Origin of the sequence: Pacificibacter marinus (genome assembly GCF_018860505.1) — a bacterium.
Taxonomy (GTDB): Bacteria; Pseudomonadota; Alphaproteobacteria; order Rhodobacterales; family Rhodobacteraceae; genus Celeribacter; species Celeribacter marinus_B.
The window spans coordinates 45,730-61,373 of the sequence record NZ_JAHKPU010000006.1; the positions used below are offsets into that span (position 1 = coordinate 45,730).

The 15,644-nt window shown below is 52.8% G+C and carries 15 protein-coding genes; 6 read left to right on the forward strand and 9 right to left on the reverse strand.

Going from position 1 to position 15,644, the window contains the following annotated elements:
- Positions 1–20: 20 nt before the first annotated feature.
- From KO503_RS00805 to KO503_RS00815, 3 genes are all read right to left on the reverse strand, one after another.
- Positions 21–401, reverse strand: coding sequence for a DUF2237 family protein (locus KO503_RS00805; RefSeq protein ID WP_215989697.1), 381 nt, complete (start codon positions 399–401; stop codon positions 21–23).
- On the reverse strand, positions 398–1,111 hold the full coding sequence (pth, locus tag KO503_RS00810) for an aminoacyl-tRNA hydrolase (RefSeq protein WP_215989698.1): 714 nt from the start codon (positions 1,109–1,111) through the stop codon (positions 398–400). Before pth ends, KO503_RS00805 begins: the two co-directional genes overlap by 4 nt.
- A gap of 127 nt (positions 1,112–1,238) precedes the next feature.
- The gene (locus tag KO503_RS00815; protein WP_215989699.1) at positions 1,239–1,865 is read right to left on the reverse strand and encodes a 50S ribosomal protein L25/general stress protein Ctc; all 627 of its coding nucleotides are present in this window, start codon (positions 1,863–1,865) and stop codon (positions 1,239–1,241) included.
- Between the two features lie 248 nt (positions 1,866–2,113).
- Here KO503_RS00815 and KO503_RS00820 point away from each other — a divergent pair, with 248 nt between their 5' ends.
- The gene (locus KO503_RS00820; RefSeq protein ID WP_215989700.1) at positions 2,114–3,268 is read left to right on the forward strand and encodes an MFS transporter; all 1,155 of its coding nucleotides are present in this window, start codon (positions 2,114–2,116) and stop codon (positions 3,266–3,268) included.
- Between the two features lie 91 nt (positions 3,269–3,359).
- Here KO503_RS00820 and KO503_RS00825 read toward each other — a convergent pair whose 3' ends face one another.
- The 3 genes from KO503_RS00825 to KO503_RS00835 all read right to left on the reverse strand — a co-directional run bounded on the left by KO503_RS00825 (position 3,360) and on the right by KO503_RS00835 (position 7,085).
- Entirely contained in the window at positions 3,360–4,523 is a 1,164-nt protein-coding gene (locus KO503_RS00825; RefSeq protein ID WP_215989701.1) for an alpha-hydroxy acid oxidase, read from the reverse strand.
- A gap of 159 nt (positions 4,524–4,682) precedes the next feature.
- On the reverse strand, positions 4,683–5,930 hold the full coding sequence (locus tag KO503_RS00830) for a saccharopine dehydrogenase family protein (protein ID WP_215989702.1): 1,248 nt from the start codon (positions 5,928–5,930) through the stop codon (positions 4,683–4,685).
- Positions 5,931–5,978: 48 nt separating this feature from the next.
- On the reverse strand, positions 5,979–7,085 hold the full coding sequence (locus tag KO503_RS00835) for a carboxynorspermidine decarboxylase (RefSeq protein WP_215989710.1): 1,107 nt from the start codon (positions 7,083–7,085) through the stop codon (positions 5,979–5,981).
- A 186-nt stretch (positions 7,086–7,271) separates the two neighbouring features.
- On the opposite strand from KO503_RS00835, the gene KO503_RS00840 reads away from it, so the two are divergent.
- Positions 7,272–8,177 (forward strand): alpha/beta hydrolase fold domain-containing protein, encoded by a 906-nt coding sequence (locus KO503_RS00840; protein WP_215989703.1) that lies wholly within the window; start codon positions 7,272–7,274, stop codon positions 8,175–8,177.
- 107 nt (positions 8,178–8,284) lie between these two features.
- On the opposite strand, the gene trpA is transcribed toward KO503_RS00840, so the two are convergent.
- A complete protein-coding gene (gene trpA, locus KO503_RS00845; protein ID WP_215989704.1) occupies positions 8,285–9,076 on the reverse strand; it encodes a tryptophan synthase subunit alpha in 792 nt (263 codons plus the stop codon).
- Positions 9,077–9,215: 139 nt separating this feature from the next.
- On the opposite strand from trpA, the gene ychF reads away from it, so the two are divergent.
- The gene (ychF, locus tag KO503_RS00850; protein ID WP_215989705.1) at positions 9,216–10,313 is read left to right on the forward strand and encodes a redox-regulated ATPase YchF; all 1,098 of its coding nucleotides are present in this window, start codon (positions 9,216–9,218) and stop codon (positions 10,311–10,313) included.
- 84 nt (positions 10,314–10,397) lie between these two features.
- Here ychF and KO503_RS00855 read toward each other — a convergent pair whose 3' ends face one another.
- On the reverse strand, positions 10,398–11,816 hold the full coding sequence (locus KO503_RS00855) for a coniferyl aldehyde dehydrogenase (protein ID WP_215989706.1): 1,419 nt from the start codon (positions 11,814–11,816) through the stop codon (positions 10,398–10,400).
- A gap of 466 nt (positions 11,817–12,282) precedes the next feature.
- On the opposite strand from KO503_RS00855, the gene KO503_RS00860 reads away from it, so the two are divergent.
- The 3 genes from KO503_RS00860 to KO503_RS00870 all read left to right on the forward strand — a co-directional run bounded on the left by KO503_RS00860 (position 12,283) and on the right by KO503_RS00870 (position 15,294).
- A complete protein-coding gene (locus KO503_RS00860) occupies positions 12,283–12,981 on the forward strand; it encodes a sugar transferase (protein WP_252730883.1) in 699 nt (232 codons plus the stop codon).
- 119 nt (positions 12,982–13,100) lie between these two features.
- Entirely contained in the window at positions 13,101–14,267 is a 1,167-nt protein-coding gene (locus KO503_RS00865; protein ID WP_215989707.1) for a nucleotide sugar dehydrogenase, read from the forward strand.
- Between the two features lie 16 nt (positions 14,268–14,283).
- Entirely contained in the window at positions 14,284–15,294 is a 1,011-nt protein-coding gene (locus tag KO503_RS00870) for an NAD-dependent epimerase/dehydratase family protein (RefSeq protein ID WP_215989708.1), read from the forward strand.
- A 55-nt stretch (positions 15,295–15,349) separates the two neighbouring features.
- Here KO503_RS00870 and KO503_RS00875 read toward each other — a convergent pair.
- On the reverse strand, positions 15,350–15,644 hold a 295-nt coding region (locus KO503_RS00875; protein WP_252730884.1), incomplete at its 5' end, for a DDE-type integrase/transposase/recombinase.

Below are 15,644 nucleotides of genomic sequence, written 5' to 3' on the forward strand. Positions count from 1 at the left end.
CATTTTAACGAAGGTGGCGACTACGCCGCATCCACGGCGTGCAGTTTTAAAACTGCCAAAGGCACAATATTGAGCGCCCGCATATGTGTGGCCGCTAGATTGACTTTAGGCGCGCAGCCCTCGTCATGGGCCTGTAGAAAACGTCCAGCACATAAGCACCAAGCGTCACCAGCCTTCAGGCCAACAAACCCGAACTCGGGATGCGGCGTCGACAAGTCGTTGCCGACATATTTGGAATAAGCCAAAAACTCATCGGTCATGACCGCGCAGACGGTATGTGACCCAGTGTCCTCAGTGCAGGTGTTGCAAGCACCATCGCGAAAGTAGCCTGTCAGCGGTGTCGTCGAACAAAGCTTCAAGGGACCGCCCAGTACATTTTCACTTGTGTGCGGTTTGATCATTTGAACTTATCCTTGAGCTTTTGGAGCGGGCTGCGGGCGTCCGGCTGTGCGCTTATCGGTGCAGCAGCCTTGGCAGGCTTGGGGGCCGTCACGGGAGCGGCCTCTGGTCGTTTGGCAGTCTGCTTGCCGCCGCTTGAACGTGGCGGATTGACGCGTAGACCCACAGCGTTACCGAATTTAGCACTGTCACCTTGCGCCAAGGCCGCAGCGCCATCCACGCAGCCACGGATCAAGTCATCCAGCCAGTCTTGGTCCGCTTTGGCAAAATCAGATAGTACATATCCTGCCACACGATCCTTGTGACCGGGGTGGCCGATGCCCAAACGCACACGGTCATAATCGGCTCCGATGTGTTGGTGCATGGATCGCAAACCGTTGTGACCCGCATGACCGCCGCCGGTTTTGACGCGAGCTTTGCCGGGGGCCAAATCCAGTTCATCGTGGAAGACCACAACATCAGCAGGTTCAAGTTTGTAAAACCGCATGGCTTCGCCCACGGCTTGTCCTGAGAGGTTCATAAAGGTTTCTGGTTTGAGCAAGACAACCTTTTCGCTGCCGAGTTTGCCTTCCGACACTTTTCCCTGAAATTTGGCACGCCAAGGCGCAAATCCCGCCTCTTCGGCGATGCGGTCAACAACCATAAAGCCGATGTTGTGGCGATTGCTTGCGTATTTTGCACCGGGATTGCCGAGGCCGACGAAAAGCTTCATGTGGGGTCTCCTGTTTGAAAGAATTTTAGGGGAACAGGACGTGTTACGCTACGGGTGATTGAGGCTGCGCACAAAAAAACGCGAACCCGAAGGTCCGCGTTTCAATTTTGTCGAAGAGCGGAAAAGCTTACGCTTCTGCTGCTTCTACTTCTGTCGCTTCGTCTTCATCATCAGATGAACCCAGACCAGCTGGTGCAGTGATGTTTGCGATAACGAAATCACGGTCAATCACAGATTTAGCACCTGCAGGAAGCGTGATGTCAGAGATGTGGTACACATCACCGAGGTTACCTGCAGACACGTCCAGAGTGATTTTCTCAGGAATGTCGCCAGCAGTCACGATAAGCTCGACCTCTGTACGAACGTGCGTTACAACGCCACCCTTTTTCATGCCAGGTGCTTCTTCTTCGCCAACAATCTCAACAGGAATGAAGAGGTTGATGCGTGAATCGCGCTTAAGACGCATGAAATCAACGTGTGTTGGAAGATCTTTAACAACGTGGCGCTGAACACCACGGCAGATGACGCGAACGTCTTCTTGACCTTCAACTTTGAGGTTGAACAAAGTGGATAAGAAACGGCCTTGCTTGAGGCGTTTCAAAAGAACGTTGAACGGGATGTTGATCGGCAAAGGATCTGCTTCACCACCGTAAACGATACCTGGAACCAAGCCGTCGCGACGTGCTTGACGAGCGGCGCCCTTGCCTGTCCCCGTACGTTCCGTGGCTACAAAATCAGGAATCTGACCAGCCATAATAATTCTCCAATGTTTTAGGGCGGGCCTCCTCCAAGGCTGTAGACCCGCGTGAAGTCGCGCGTATAGGCGAGATTCCCTATAATTGAAAGAGTTTTTTGTAATCCAAGGTCACAAAGAGTGAACCGAGAGGTCGCGAAGTTGTATTGTATGACTTTTCGCTTTCCAATAGCTTGACCAAAGCGCTTTGAGTGATGCGGTCGACAATTGACCTGACGCCCGTTTGGGCCGCGCTGGGGGAGAGTACTATGTCTATTTTGAAAGCTGTGAAAGTGTCACGGGCGCCGTTTTTTGGTCTCGGGATTGTTGGCTTATACTGGGGGACCTTTTCGGCCATGGTGCCGGAACTGAAAGCGCAAGTCGGCGCTTCTGACGCGCAATTGGGCTGGGCCCTTATGACGGCTGCCATCGGCGGTATGGCGGCGATGTTTCTGGCCCCTAAAGTGGCGAAAGCGCTTGGAAAATATCAACTGCCTGTGTTGGCCGTGCTTTTGGCGTTGCTGTCGCAGCTGCCAGTATTTGCGCATTCGTTGCCGTTTATGTTTGTGATGATGGTGGTTTTGGGGGCAGGGGTGTCTGGTTTTGACATCACGTCCAACATGCGCCTGTCCGAACTTGAGGAACGCCACGGTTTGCATTTGATGAACGTCAATCATGCGATGTTTTCGCTGTGCTTTGGTCTTTCGGCGCTGGCTGTGGGCTGGATGCGCCAATCTGGTATGGGCATCGCCGAAGTCTTTCCGCTTATGGGAGGGGTCTTGTTGCTAGTGTCTTTACTGACATGGGAAAAAAACTGGAAGCCCATGCATAAAGACGAGGGCGATGCCGCTGCGCCGGCGTCCTTACCATGGTTCTTTATTCTGACAGTGTCTGTGATGTTGTTCGTGTCATTTGTGGGCGAAAACGCCACGGAATCTTGGTCGGCTTTATTCATCGAGCGCGAATTGGGGGGCGCTGTCGGGCATGGCAGTTTCGGCCCCACCACGCTGGGATTGGTGATGTTCACCGTGCGCCTTTTGGGGCAGGTGTTCACAGAAAAACTAGGTGAAAAACGTGTGGTGCTTTGGTCCGGCGTTTTTGGCGTGATCGGGTCTTTGGTGATGGCCCTTGCGTCGACGCAAACGGTTGCTTTGTTGGGGATTGGTATTTCAGCCGTCGGTATGGCGGTGATTGTTCCCACGGCCAATTCACTGTTGGGCAAACTTGTGCACCGTGAACAACGCGCCATTGCGATGTCTCGCGCTTGGATGTTCGGATTTTCAGGCTTTTTTATTGGGCCTGCATTGATCGGATTTGTGTCTCAGCACTGGGGGTTGCGCGTGGCCTTTGTCATCGTTGCAGGTCTGGTCGCAACGATCATCCCGGCTGTGTTGATGATCAAATCAAAACGTGCCGCAACTTAGCATTCAGGCGTGTGAATTTCGTTTTGTAAGAATATCAAATGAACTCTGCGCTCAGCCGATGTTGAGCGCAGAGTTCGTTGTCTAAGGTGTATTAGGCCCAGTCGCCAGCAAAGTTTTTCGGCACAAGAACTGTCTCGCGATCCATTGTTTCGATATGCCTGCGTCCGCACAGCGCCATGGTCAGATCCATTTCTTTGTGGATCACTTCAAGCGCTTTTGTAACGCCAGCTTCGCCATTGGCCCCAAGACCGTGAATAAAGGCGCGACCAATATAAGTGCCTTTTGCCCCCATTGCGATGGCTTTAAGCACGTCTTGCCCAGAGCGAATGCCACTGTCCAGATGCACTTCGATCTGGTCGCCCACGGCATCGATGATCGCGGGCAGCATTTTGATTGATGACAAAGCACCATCCAGCTGACGTCCACCATGGTTCGACACGATGATGGCATCTGCGCCCACTTCGACGGCTTTGCGGGCGTCTTCAGGTTCCATGATGCCTTTAAGGATGAGCTTTCCGCCCCACATTTCTTTGATTTTTGCGATTTTGTCCCAATCGAGGCGCGGATCGAATTGCTCGGCTGTCCATGTCATCAAAGACCCCATGTTGCTGACGCCGCGGGCATGGCCGACAATATTGCCAAAAGATTTGTTCTTTGTGCCCAGCATGCCCATACCCCAACGCCATTTGGTCGCGAGGTCTAACATGTTGCCAACTGTTGGGCGCAAAGGCACAGACAACCCGTTTTTCAAATCTTTGTGGCGTTGGCCCAAGATTTGCAAATCGAGCGTCAGAACGAGCGCGGAACAGTTGGCGTCTTTGGCGCGCTGGATGATCCCTTCCAAAAACTCTTGGTCGCGCATGACATAAAGCTGGAACCAAAAAGGTTTGGTCGTGTGCTTGGCGACTTCTTCGATAGAGCACACAGACATCGTAGACAGGGTAAACGGCACGCCGAATTTTTCTGCAGCTTTCGCGGCTTTGATTTCGCCGTCCGCACATTGCATGCCGGTCAATCCAACAGGGGCAAGCGCCACGGGCATGGCAACGTCTTGACCGATCATCTTTGTCTCGGTCGAGCGCCCTGTCATGTCTACGGCGATGCGTTGGCGGAACCGAATTTGATCAAAATCAGAGGTGTTCTCGCGAAAGGTTTGTTCGGTCCAAGACCCGCTTTCGCAGTAGTCGTAGAACATCTTTGGTGTGCGCCGTTTGTGTTGTCTTTTGAGATCAGCAATGTTTGTGATGACGGCCATGAGGCACCCCTTTGGTCTGAATTGGTTATGTTCAGTTACCAATTCAGGCCATACCGCGCAATCTAATTTCGTATGTTTCGCAGCTTGCTGCGGAAAAGTCGGGTCTGAAACGCAAAAGCCCGCATAAGATACGGGCTTTTGAGTGTTTTGTGTGCGGATTTAGGCGTTCCAGGCTTGGTCTTTGCCACCCAGTCCACCGATTTGAACGCGTGTCGGCAGGCCGATGCGGTCCATGATGGTGAAAAACGGTTTGGGATCAAGTTCTTCCACGTTGCGCATGGTTTTTGTGTCCCATGCGCCGTTTGCGACCAATAGCGCTGCGGCAACAGGTGGCACGCCTGCGGTATAGGAAATCCCTTGCGACCCAACCTCGTTATAGGCGTCTTTGTGGTCGGCCACGTTGTAGACAAATACCTCGACAGGTTCGCCATCTTTGGTGCCTTTGACCAGATCGCCAATACATGTTTTGCCCGTGTAATTTGGCGCTAATGACGATGGATCGGGCAGCACAGCTTTGACCAGTTTAAGTGGTACTACTTCTTGCCCTTCGGCGGTCACAACGGGTTGCTCGGACAAAAGGCCAAGGTTCTTCAAGACGGTGAAGACGTTGATATAATGGTCGCCGAAGCCCATCCAAAAGCGCACATCGGCTTGCGGGTAGTTGGCTGACAGCGAATGTACCTCGTCATGACCAGACATATAGGCCTGCGATGGCCCAACAACAGGCATGTCCCAGACTTTGCCCACTTCGAACATCTCGTTGCTTTGCCATGCGCCTTGTTGCCACGAATAGACCGTTCCGGTGAATTCGCGGAAATTGATTTCTGGATCAAAGTTGGTCGAGAAATATTTGCCATGATCGCCCGCGTTGATGTCAACGATGTCGATAGATGTGACCTCGTCCATGAATTCATCAATCGCAAACCGCGCGAAGGCATTCACAACGCCTGGGTCAAAGCCCGCGCCCAAGATGGCGGTGATGCCTTTCTCGGCGCATAAATCGCGTTTTTTCCACTCATAATTTGCGTACCACGGCGGCGTTTCGCAAATTTTTGCAGGGTCTTCATGGATCGCTGTGTCGATGTAGGCGGCACCTGTTTCGATACAGGCGTCAAGCACTGTCATGTTGACGAAAGCAGACCCAACGTTGATCACGATCTCGGCGTCAATTTTGCGGATCAGCGCTGCAACTGCACTTGTGTCCATCGCGTCGACTTGATGCGCCGCAAGAACGCCCTCTTGTTTCATCGCGTTTTTGTCTGCGACAGTCTCAAGCAAGCTTTCGCATTTGGAAAGCGTGCGGCTGGCGATATGGATTTCGCCAAACACATCGTTGTTTTGCGCACATTTGTGCAAGACGACCTGAGCGACGCCGCCAGCGCCGATGATGAGTACGTTCTTAGTCAATTCAAAAGACCCCCTTTGGTGGGTTGGGTGTGTGAGCAGCCTACGGGTTTACCCCAGCGCCGCAACGAAATCAGAATAGTCAAAATCGCGCACAAGATTGACCGACCCGTCCAATTCGCGCACGGCGATGGCAGGCATTTTAACACCGTTAAACCAGTTCTTCTTAACCATTGTGTAACCGCCTGCGTCCTGAATGGACAGGCGGTCGCCGGTTTGAAGTGGTTTTTCGAATTTATATTCGCCAAATATATCACCCGCCAAGCAAGATTTGCCGCAAACCATCCAGTCATGCGCGCCGATGTTGGGGCTGATTTTAGCATTTTCACGATAGATCAAGAGGTCCAACATATGCGCCTCGATGGAGCTGTCGACGATGGCAAGGTTCTTGCCGTTGTGTAGGGTGTCCAGCACAGAGACTTCTAAGGTGGTCGATCCCGTGATCGCCGCCTCGCCAGGTTCAAGATAGACCTGCACTTCGTTTTCGCCAGCAAAGCGTTTCAGGCGTTCGGCAAAGCGCGCAAGCGGATAATCATCGCCGGTGAAATGAATGCCGCCACCAAGCGAGATCCATTTCATTTGCTTGATCAGCGCACCAAAGCGGTCCTCGATATGGCAGAGCATGTCGTCAAAGCGGTCAAAATCGTCGTTTTCGCAATTGTTGTGAAACATAAAGCCCGAGATTAAATCCGCGACAGGGGCGATGCCCGCCGCCGTGTGTTCGCCAAGACGCGAGAAAGGCCGCGCCGGATCAGCCAGATCAAAGTCGGAGGTCGACACACCGGGATTGACGCGTAACCCGCGAGTGTGGTCGCGTGATTGGGGTTCAAATCGCATGAGTTGTGCTGCTGTGTTGAAAATCACTTTGTCAGAGACGTGCAAGACCTCGTCGATTTCGTGATCCGCCCAAGCGACAGAATAGGCGTGGGTTTCTTTGCCTTTGTAAGGTCCGAACTTTTCGCGGCCCAACTTGACCTCGTATAAAGACGACGAGGTGGTGCCATCCATGTAATCGGACATGAAATCAAACACGGGCCAGCTGGCAAAACATTTCAGCGCCAACAAGGCCTTGGCACCAGACATTTCACGCAGATGCGCGATCTTTTCCATGTTTGGCAAAAGACGGGCTTTGTCGATGAGGTAGTATGGCGTCTGGATCATCGGGGGTCTCACGGCTGCACTCAAAAATATATGAAGGGTTCAGGTAGTGGTTTTTGTCCTTTCGGGCAAGAGAAACCCGTTTTGCCAAGGGTGGATTTCGCTTGTGTTGCGGCGCTCCTGTGCCAAAAACTGTCTCCAGAAAAGACACGTCTATAACTGATTAGAAAATGGCTGGCCCAAGATATGACTGAAACAAGTTCCAAACGCCCCGATCCTGCTTTGCTTGAGATTTCGCAACGGTTTTCCGCGCCGAACCTTGTGGGCGACGCTAAAGAAGATATGCCGATGATCCGCAAAGCGGCCCGCAAAGCGCGGGTGGGGCTTGTCGGGCGCTTGGCAGATCAGGTTGAGGTGATGGATCTTGGTGTTTTACGGCGCTTTGTGCCTAAATCTGCGGATCGCGGGGCGGTGATCATTTTCGCCCATGGCGGAGGCTGGGTGACCTGCGATACAGTCACGCATGGTGGGCTTATGACTGATCTGGCGGCATTGACCGGCTATGAGGTTTTGGGACCCGAGTATCCGCTTGCACCCGAACACCCTTATCCTGCGGGCTTGGATTATCTGATGCAGCTTATTGACGATACGATCAAAACAAAGCCCCATGCCAAGATCGTTCTCGCTGGTGACAGTGCGGGGGCCAATCTGGCGTTGGGGGCGGCTTTGCGTCTGCGCGACGCGGGGCGGGGGCATGTGATTTCGGCTCTGCTGTTGTGGTATGGCTGTTATCGACGCCTGTTTGACACAACGTCGCACAAGGCTTTTGGCGCAGGCGATCATGGGCTGACGACCGAGGCCATGGTGCGCATGTGGGATTGGTATCTCGCGGATCACAGCGATCCGAAATATGGCGATTTGTCCAAAGCTGATATGCACGATCTGCCGCCTGCTTATCTGTGCGAAGCTGAATTGGACTGCTTGGCGTCAGACACCAAATGGTTGGCAGGTGAATTGGCGCAAGTTGGCGTGACGTTCACATATACACAGGTCAAAAATATGCCACATGGCTTTGCGCATTTCGGTCAGTTTTATCACCCGTCTTTCAATGCTTTGGAACAGGCGGCACTTTTCTTAAAAAGCCAGCTATAGTCAGAGCTGGACGTGTCGCATCAACAAACGCGTGTCGCATCAAAAAGGGAGCCGCGTTGGCTCCCTTTGCATATTGATTCTGCGTGCGTATTGAAGCGCAAATCGCGTTAGGCGCTGTGCGCGCCATCAGCCAAGGCTTTCACGAAAGCTGCAACCTCTTCGACAGATTTACCTTGGGCGATCTGGTTCACAATCGCAGAACCCACAACCGTGCCATCTGCAATTGATGCGATTTCGCGGGCTTTCTGAGGCGTGTTCACACCAAAGCCAACGATCACGGGCAGATCCGTGTGTGATTTGATCCGCGCCACTTCAGGGCCAACACTGTCGCCTGACGCTTCAGCCGCGCCGGTCACGCCGTTCACCGACACATAGTACACAAAGCCAGAGGTATTGGTCAAAACCTTGGGCAACCGCTGCGCGTCTGTGGTGGGTGTCGCGAGGCGAATGAAGTTCAGACCTGCGGCTTGCGCTGGGATACATAGCTCGTCGTCTTCCTCAGGGGGCAAATCGACAATGATCAAGCCGTCAACGCCCGCCGCTTTCGCGTCCGCCAGAAATGTGTCCACGCCGCGTGAATAGATCGGGTTGTAATAGCCCATCATCACGATCGGAGTGGTGTCGTCGACTGCGCGAAAGGCTGCGGCCATATCAAGTGTCTTTTGCAAGGTCATGCCCGCCTCAAGCGCACGTTGGCCAGCAAGCTGAATGGTGGGGCCATCTGCCATCGGATCGGTGAAGGGGATGCCCAACTCGATAATATCGACGCCAGCGGCAGGCAGCGCTTTGATGATGTCGAGCGCTTTTTCCTCGTCAGGATCACCCGCCATAACATAGGCCACGAAGGCTTTTTTCCCTGCGGCTTTCAGCGCGGCAAATTTATCGTCGATCCGTGTCATATCAGGCTCCGTTCTGCGTTTGCGCTCAGGTTTCGCCGATCTTTGGCCCAAGTGCAATGGGCAAGCGTGCCTGTTGGTCTTGCGCGATTGCAAATTGGCGCATAGATACGCGTGGAATCGACACGGAAAAGGACGCGACATGGGTTTCAAGATGGGTATCGTTGGACTGCCAAACGTGGGCAAGTCGACGCTTTTTAACGCTTTGACGAAAACCGCAGCCGCGCAGGCCGCGAACTTTCCGTTTTGTACCATCGAGCCCAATGTGGGCGAGGTGGCCGTGCCAGACGGGCGCCTTGACGCTTTGGCCGAAATCGCAGGTTCGAAAACCATCATTCCAACGCGTATGACATTTGTTGACATCGCAGGGTTGGTCAAAGGGGCGTCCAAAGGCGAGGGCCTTGGTAACCAGTTCTTGGCCAACATCCGCGAATGTGACGCGATTGCCCATGTGGTGCGCTGTTTTGAAGACGGCGATGTGACCCATGTTGAGGGCCGCGTTGATCCTGTTGACGATGCCTCCGTGATTGAGACCGAATTGATGCTGGCCGATCTTGAGAGCATCATCAAACGTCGTTCTGGTCTCGTGCGTAAAATCAAGGGCAACGATAAAGACGCTATCCAGCAAGACCGTCTTTTGGCTGCTGCTCAAGACGCGATTGAAAACGACAAGCCTGCACGGACTGTCCAAGTGGATGAAGACGACGCCAAAGCGTGGCGCTTGCTGCAGCTGTTGTCGCAAAAGCCGATCTTGTATGTGTGCAACGTCGAAGAAGAAAATGCCTCAAAAGGCAACGCGCATTCTGCGGCTGTGGCTGAAATGGCCGCTGCACAAGGTGCGGGCGCCGTGGTGATTTCCGCCAAGATCGAAGAAGAGATTTCCCAGCTTGATGCTGAGGAAGCCGAGATGTTCTTGGGCGAGATGGGCTTGGAAGAGGCGGGTCTCGACCGTTTGATCCGCGAAGGCTATCAGTTGTTGAAACTGGAAACCTATTTCACAGTTGGTCCAAAAGAAGCCCGCGCTTGGACGATCCCTGCAGGCACAGGCGCACCTGCGGCTGCAGGTGTGATCCACGGCGATTTTGAACGCGGCTTTATCCGCGCGGAAACCATTGCTTATGATGATTACATCGAATGCAAAGGTGAAACAAAAGCCAAAGAAACCGGTAAAATGCGTGCTGAGGGCAAAGGCTACATCGTCAAAGACGGCGATGTGATGCACTTCTTGTTCAACACGTAAGCCTATTGATCATTTTATACCAAAAGGCCGCCTGATGAGGGCGGCCTTTTGAGTTGGTTCGAAGGGTGATGGGCCGCTATCCAACTACATCAACTTACGCGCCAGTTTCATCAATCGTTTTTTCACGCCTGTCATCGGCGGCTCTGTCAGGCTCATAGCGTTCCATTTGGCTTGGTGTAGAACGGGTTTCATATGGCTGAAGGTCTCGAACCCTGCCTTGCCGTGATAGGCGCCATATCCTGATGCACCAACGCCGCCAAAGGGCAGGCTGTCTACGGCCACATGAATCACTGTGTCATTGATCGTTACTCCGCCAGAGGTCGAGCGCTCAAGCCATAGGTCTTGGTCTTCTTTGTCTTGCGCAAAGACATAAAGCGCCAGCGGGTGATCGCGCGTCTTCACGAAGCTCAACGCCTGCTCTACAGTGTCATAAGGAATAATGGGTAGGATCGGCCCGAATATTTCTTGCGTCATCATGGCGCAATCCAATGGCGGATCGATCACCAAGGCTGGTGCGCATTTGCGCTGACCGTCAGGGATGGCCTCTTCTGAAAGTTGAATGACTTTGACATCGCGTGCCTCAACTTCGGTCAACAGATCATCCATCCGCGCCAAATGCCGTTCGGAGATCACGCCACAATAGTCTGTGCTGGCGGCACCTTTGGGATAGAACGTGTGCAGATAGCTTTCTGCCAATGTAACAAATGCATCCATTTGATCGCGCGGCACTAAAGCGTAATCGGGGGCCACGCACACTTGCCCTGCATTGACTGTTGTGCCCCAGATAATCCGCCGTGCCGCCTGATCCAGATCGGCAGACGGCATGACAACGGCGGGGGATTTGCCGCCAAGTTCCAATGTCACCGGCGTTAGATTTTGCGCCGCAGCTTGCGCCACTTTGCGGCCAACGGCGGTAGAGCCGGTGAACAGCAAATGATCAAAGGGCAGGGCAGAGAACGCAGCGGCGACATCTGCGCCGCCTAAGATCACTTGAACAACTTCGGCACTGAAATACTGTGCAAGCCCTTCGGCCAAGACCTTCGATGTCTGCGGGCTCAGCTCTGAGGGTTTGATCATCACGCGGTTGCCCGCCGCAAGCGCTGCGGCAAGGGGAGCGATGGCTAAGTAAACCGGAAAATTCCAAGGGGCCATGATGCCGACCACGCCGCGCGGTTGTGCCTGAGTATATGCGCGCGCAGGCCAAAAGGTCATAGGTGGCAGCACATAGTGCTTTCGCATCCACCATTTCAGATGACGTCGCTGGTATCGGACTTGGCTTATGGATGTACCCAGATCGAGCGATAGACATTCCTCGCGGCTGCGATGGGTGAAATCAGCTTGCATTGACGCGATCAGCTGAGGTTCGAAATCTATGAGAAACGCTTCCAAGCTATCCAGCCATGCCCGCCGCGTTTCAAAGTCAGCGGTGCGCGCCGTCCTGTGCGCTGTCCTTAGGGTATTAAACTGCGCGGGCAGTTGAGAGAGGGCGGGATCAGTCTTCATCTTATAGCACTTTATTCTGGGCGCAGCCTGCGCATTTGTCATGATCTTACCGAATATGGGCTGACTGATCTATGGGGGCAGTGATCTGTTGCGGCTTTTGTTAAAAAAGAAAAGAATGAGCAATCATCCGCACCTATCCGGTCAAGGCGGGAATTCCAGAGTTGTAGCTATGCGAAGGCGCGATATAAGTTCGAAACGAATCGCGACTAACTTTGGTTAATGTAAGGATAAAGTTCAAATGTTGCCTAATAATTGAACAAGTCGCCTTATAGTTGTTAGGTGTGAAATATGTCTTTTGTTCGTTTTCAGTGCCTTAACGTAAAGTACAAAAAAGTTTCGCAAAAAAAGACACTAGAAGAGTTAATAATTTGGTAACAGGTGGGTGAACTCAACATATGAATGTGGTAATTAAAATTATCGTTCAGCACTTGATGTAAGAACTTTCGATAGGACTTGGAGCAATTCGATGGCACATATCTCGACTAACATTTCTGGCGAGCGCGACACGTTTAAGGGCGCAGATCGTTTGGAAACACAAAGCACTTTGATCACTATCACCTCCATGTTCTCTAAACGCGTGTTTGATATTGCTTTCACGCTTCTCGTTGCTCCATTCGTTATAGTCTTGCTGTGCATTGTTGCGCCGTTCATTAAGTCGGATGGCGGGTCACTCTTTTTTGGTCACAAACGTGTTGGCAAGGATGGACGTCAGTTCAAGTGCTGGAAAATTCGCACTATGGTGGCTGATGCAGATGTAAAGCTGCTCGAATATTTGGAAAATAACCCTGCTGAAAAAGCGACTTGGCTTACAGACTTCAAACTGGAAAACGACCCTAGAATTACACGTCTTGGTGCACTGCTGCGCAAAACATCGATCGATGAGTTGCCTCAGTTTTTCAATGTATTTAAAGGTGAGATGTCAATTGTTGGCCCGCGTCCGGTCACAATGGAAGAAATTAGCTCTCAGTATCAAGAAGCTGCAGATGCTGTATTGTCTGTGCGTCCAGGCGTGACAGGCCCTTGGCAAGTCTCTGGGCGTAATTCGATTACATATGCCGAACGCATTCAGATTGATTTGCAGTATGTTTCGCGTGTTTCGTTTTGGAACGACATTTCGATCATCTTTCAAACCGTTAAAGTTATGGTGCTTCGGACTGGTCAATAGGATGATTTGCGTAATGAGGGATTCTGAGGTTTAGAGCTTGGCGGATCAGGCTGGCCGTAGCTTACTTGGTGCAGCTCAGAAGTTTTGGAAGATATGCGCTAAGTTAAAATGGATAACCTATGAAAATCGCTGTTGCAGGAATTGGCTATGTTGGCCTATCGAATGCCGTGCTTTTGGCGCAGCACAATGATGTTGTGGCCGTGGACATTTCACCTGAGCGTGTTGAGATGCTCAATGCGCGCAAAAGCCCGATTGTGGATGCCGAGCTTGAACAGTTTTTGGCCGAAAAGGAATTGCGTCTAAGCGCGACTTTGGACGGGGCTGCGGCGTATAAAAACGCGGATTTCGTGATTGTCGCGGCGCCGACGAACTATGATGCCGACACCAATTACTTTGACACCTCACTGGTCGAGCAAGTTATCCAGTTGGTCATTTCGGTCAATACAACAGCTACGATCGTGGTTAAATCCACCGTTCCTGTTGGGTTTATCAATCGCATCCGCGACGAATACGACACCACCCAAGTGATCTTTAGCCCCGAATTTTTGCGCGAGGGTCGAGCGCTTTACGACAACCTTTATCCTAGCCGGATCATCGTCGGCGAGCGTTCAGATCGCGCTAAAGTCTTTGCGGATTTACTGCTGCAAGGGGCGGTCAAAAAAGACGTGGACGTGTTGTTTACCGATCCCGATGAGGCCGAGGCGATCAAGCTGTTCGCCAACACCTATTTGGCTATGCGTGTGGCGTTTTTCAACGAACTCGACAGCTACGCCATGGCCGGCGGCATGGACAGCAAGCAGATCATCGAGGGCATCGGTTTAGACCCGCGGATCGGCGCGCATTACAACAATCCAAGCTTTGGTTACGGCGGCTATTGCCTGCCCAAAGACACCAAGCAATTGCTGGCGAACTACTCTGAAGTGCCGCAAAACTTGATCCGCGCCATCGTCGACGCCAACCGCACCCGCAAAGATTTTCTGTCCGATCAAATCATCGCCCGCAAACCGAAAATCGTGGGCGTCTACAGGCTGGTGATGAAAGCGGGGTCCGACAATTTCCGCCAGTCATCGATCCAAGGCATCATGAAACGTGTCAAAGCCAAGGGCATCGAAGTCATCGTTTACGAACCCGTGATGACGGATCCCGATTTCTTTGGCTCGCGTGTGGTCAACGATCTGGAGGCATTTAAGGCTGAAGCCGATGTGATCGTCGCCAACCGCGTCACGGATGATATTTCAGACGTCACCGCCAAAATATTCACACGCGACCTCTTTGGCGCGGACTGATCTAAGGACTTCTCAAATGCGCACTGCTCTTGTCACCGGTTCGGCCGGCTTTATCGGTTCTTTCGTTTGTCGTCGCCTCTTGGATGACGGCTTTCGAGTGATTGGCCTCGATTGCCTGTCTGACTATTACGATGTGGCACTCAAAGAGCGACGTCATGCGATGTTGATGCAGTCAGAAAACTTCCGCGCTGTGATCGATAAGGTGGAAACGCTTGGCCTGTTGATGGATCTGTTCGCTGAGGAAAAACCCGATGTGGTGATCCATCTCGCAGCCCAAGCGGGTGTGCGCTATTCGATAGAAAATCCGCGGTCCTATTTGGAAAGCAATATCATCGGCACGTTTGAATTGCTCGAGGCAGCGCGCGCCTATCCGCCCGAGCACATGTTGCTGGCGTCCACGTCATCTGCTTTTGGCGCCAACACCCAGATGCCCTATGCCGAAACGGACAAAGCAGATCACCAGATGTCGTTCTATGCAGCGACCAAGAAATCGACGGAAAACATGGCGCATTCCTACGCACATTTGTTCGACCTGCCGATCACCATGTTCCGGTTCTTCACCGTTTACGGCCCATGGGGGCGCCCCGATATGGCGCTATTCAAGTTCACCAAAGCCATTCTCGAAGACACCCCGATTGATGTTTACAATCACGGCGACATGAAGCGCGACTTCACCTATGTCGAAGACCTCGTCCATGCCATTCGCCTGCTGATCGACACCCCGCCTGTGCGCCCAGAAAATGGCATTGTGCCTGATGGCGACAGCCTGTCGCCCGTCGCCCCGCACCGCGTGGTCAACATCGGCAACTCAGACGCCGTGCAACTGATCGCCTTTATCGAAGCCATCGAAGCCGTCACCGGTAAAACGGCCAAACGCAACCTGATGCCGATGCAAGCCGGCGATGTGCCCGCCACTTGGGCCAACGCAGACCTGCTGAAATCGTTGACAGGCTACACCCCAAAAACCGCCGTACCAGAAGGCGTCGCCAAGTTCGTGGAGTGGTACAAAGACTACTACGATGTGTAGGCCTGATATTGCCAAGTTGTTGCTGACCGATTGTGAAGCATTGGCAACGGTTGGATCATGTCGCCATTTCGGCGGTGTAATCGGACCAGAGGTTGAACGCATCAGTGCGGGCGTGGCGGTATGCGATTGCAGTAAGTTGATAGCGGCGCGGTCGGAAGATCAGGTTGATCTGGTCATGTACTGACAGAAACCTTTGAGCCTGCCGGTGGGATTTGAAGCGGCCAAATAGTTTCTCTCGTTTGCGGGTCGGCCGATGCGACACTTCGATCGCATTGTTCAAACCCTTGTGGGCGCGATGATCCGCGCCCGGTGCCAGTTTACTGATGGGCTGTCTGACGTCAGCGCCTATG

Excerpts from the sequence above, each read along its gene's own strand:
- KO503_RS00825 (WP_215989701.1), bottom strand. The coding sequence starts at position 4,523 with ATGGCCGTCATCACAAACATTGCTGATCTCAAAAGACAACACAAACGG.
- pth (WP_215989698.1), bottom strand. The coding sequence starts at position 1,111 with ATGAAGCTTTTCGTCGGCCTCGGCAATCCCGGTGCAAAATACGCAAGC.
- KO503_RS00805 (WP_215989697.1), bottom strand. The coding sequence starts at position 401 with ATGATCAAACCGCACACAAGTGAAAATGTACTGGGCGGTCCCTTGAAG.
- KO503_RS00840 (WP_215989703.1), top strand. The coding sequence starts at position 7,272 with ATGACTGAAACAAGTTCCAAACGCCCCGATCCTGCTTTGCTTGAGATT.
- KO503_RS00815 (WP_215989699.1), bottom strand. The coding sequence starts at position 1,865 with ATGGCTGGTCAGATTCCTGATTTTGTAGCCACGGAACGTACGGGGACA.
- KO503_RS00855 (WP_215989706.1), bottom strand. The coding sequence starts at position 11,816 with ATGAAGACTGATCCCGCCCTCTCTCAACTGCCCGCGCAGTTTAATACC.
- KO503_RS00870 (WP_215989708.1), top strand. The coding sequence starts at position 14,284 with ATGCGCACTGCTCTTGTCACCGGTTCGGCCGGCTTTATCGGTTCTTTC.
- ychF (WP_215989705.1), top strand. The coding sequence starts at position 9,216 with ATGGGTTTCAAGATGGGTATCGTTGGACTGCCAAACGTGGGCAAGTCG.
- trpA (WP_215989704.1), bottom strand. The coding sequence starts at position 9,076 with ATGACACGGATCGACGATAAATTTGCCGCGCTGAAAGCCGCAGGGAAA.
- KO503_RS00860 (WP_252730883.1), top strand. The coding sequence starts at position 12,283 with ATGGCACATATCTCGACTAACATTTCTGGCGAGCGCGACACGTTTAAG.
- KO503_RS00820 (WP_215989700.1), top strand. The coding sequence starts at position 2,114 with ATGTCTATTTTGAAAGCTGTGAAAGTGTCACGGGCGCCGTTTTTTGGT.
- KO503_RS00865 (WP_215989707.1), top strand. The coding sequence starts at position 13,101 with ATGAAAATCGCTGTTGCAGGAATTGGCTATGTTGGCCTATCGAATGCC.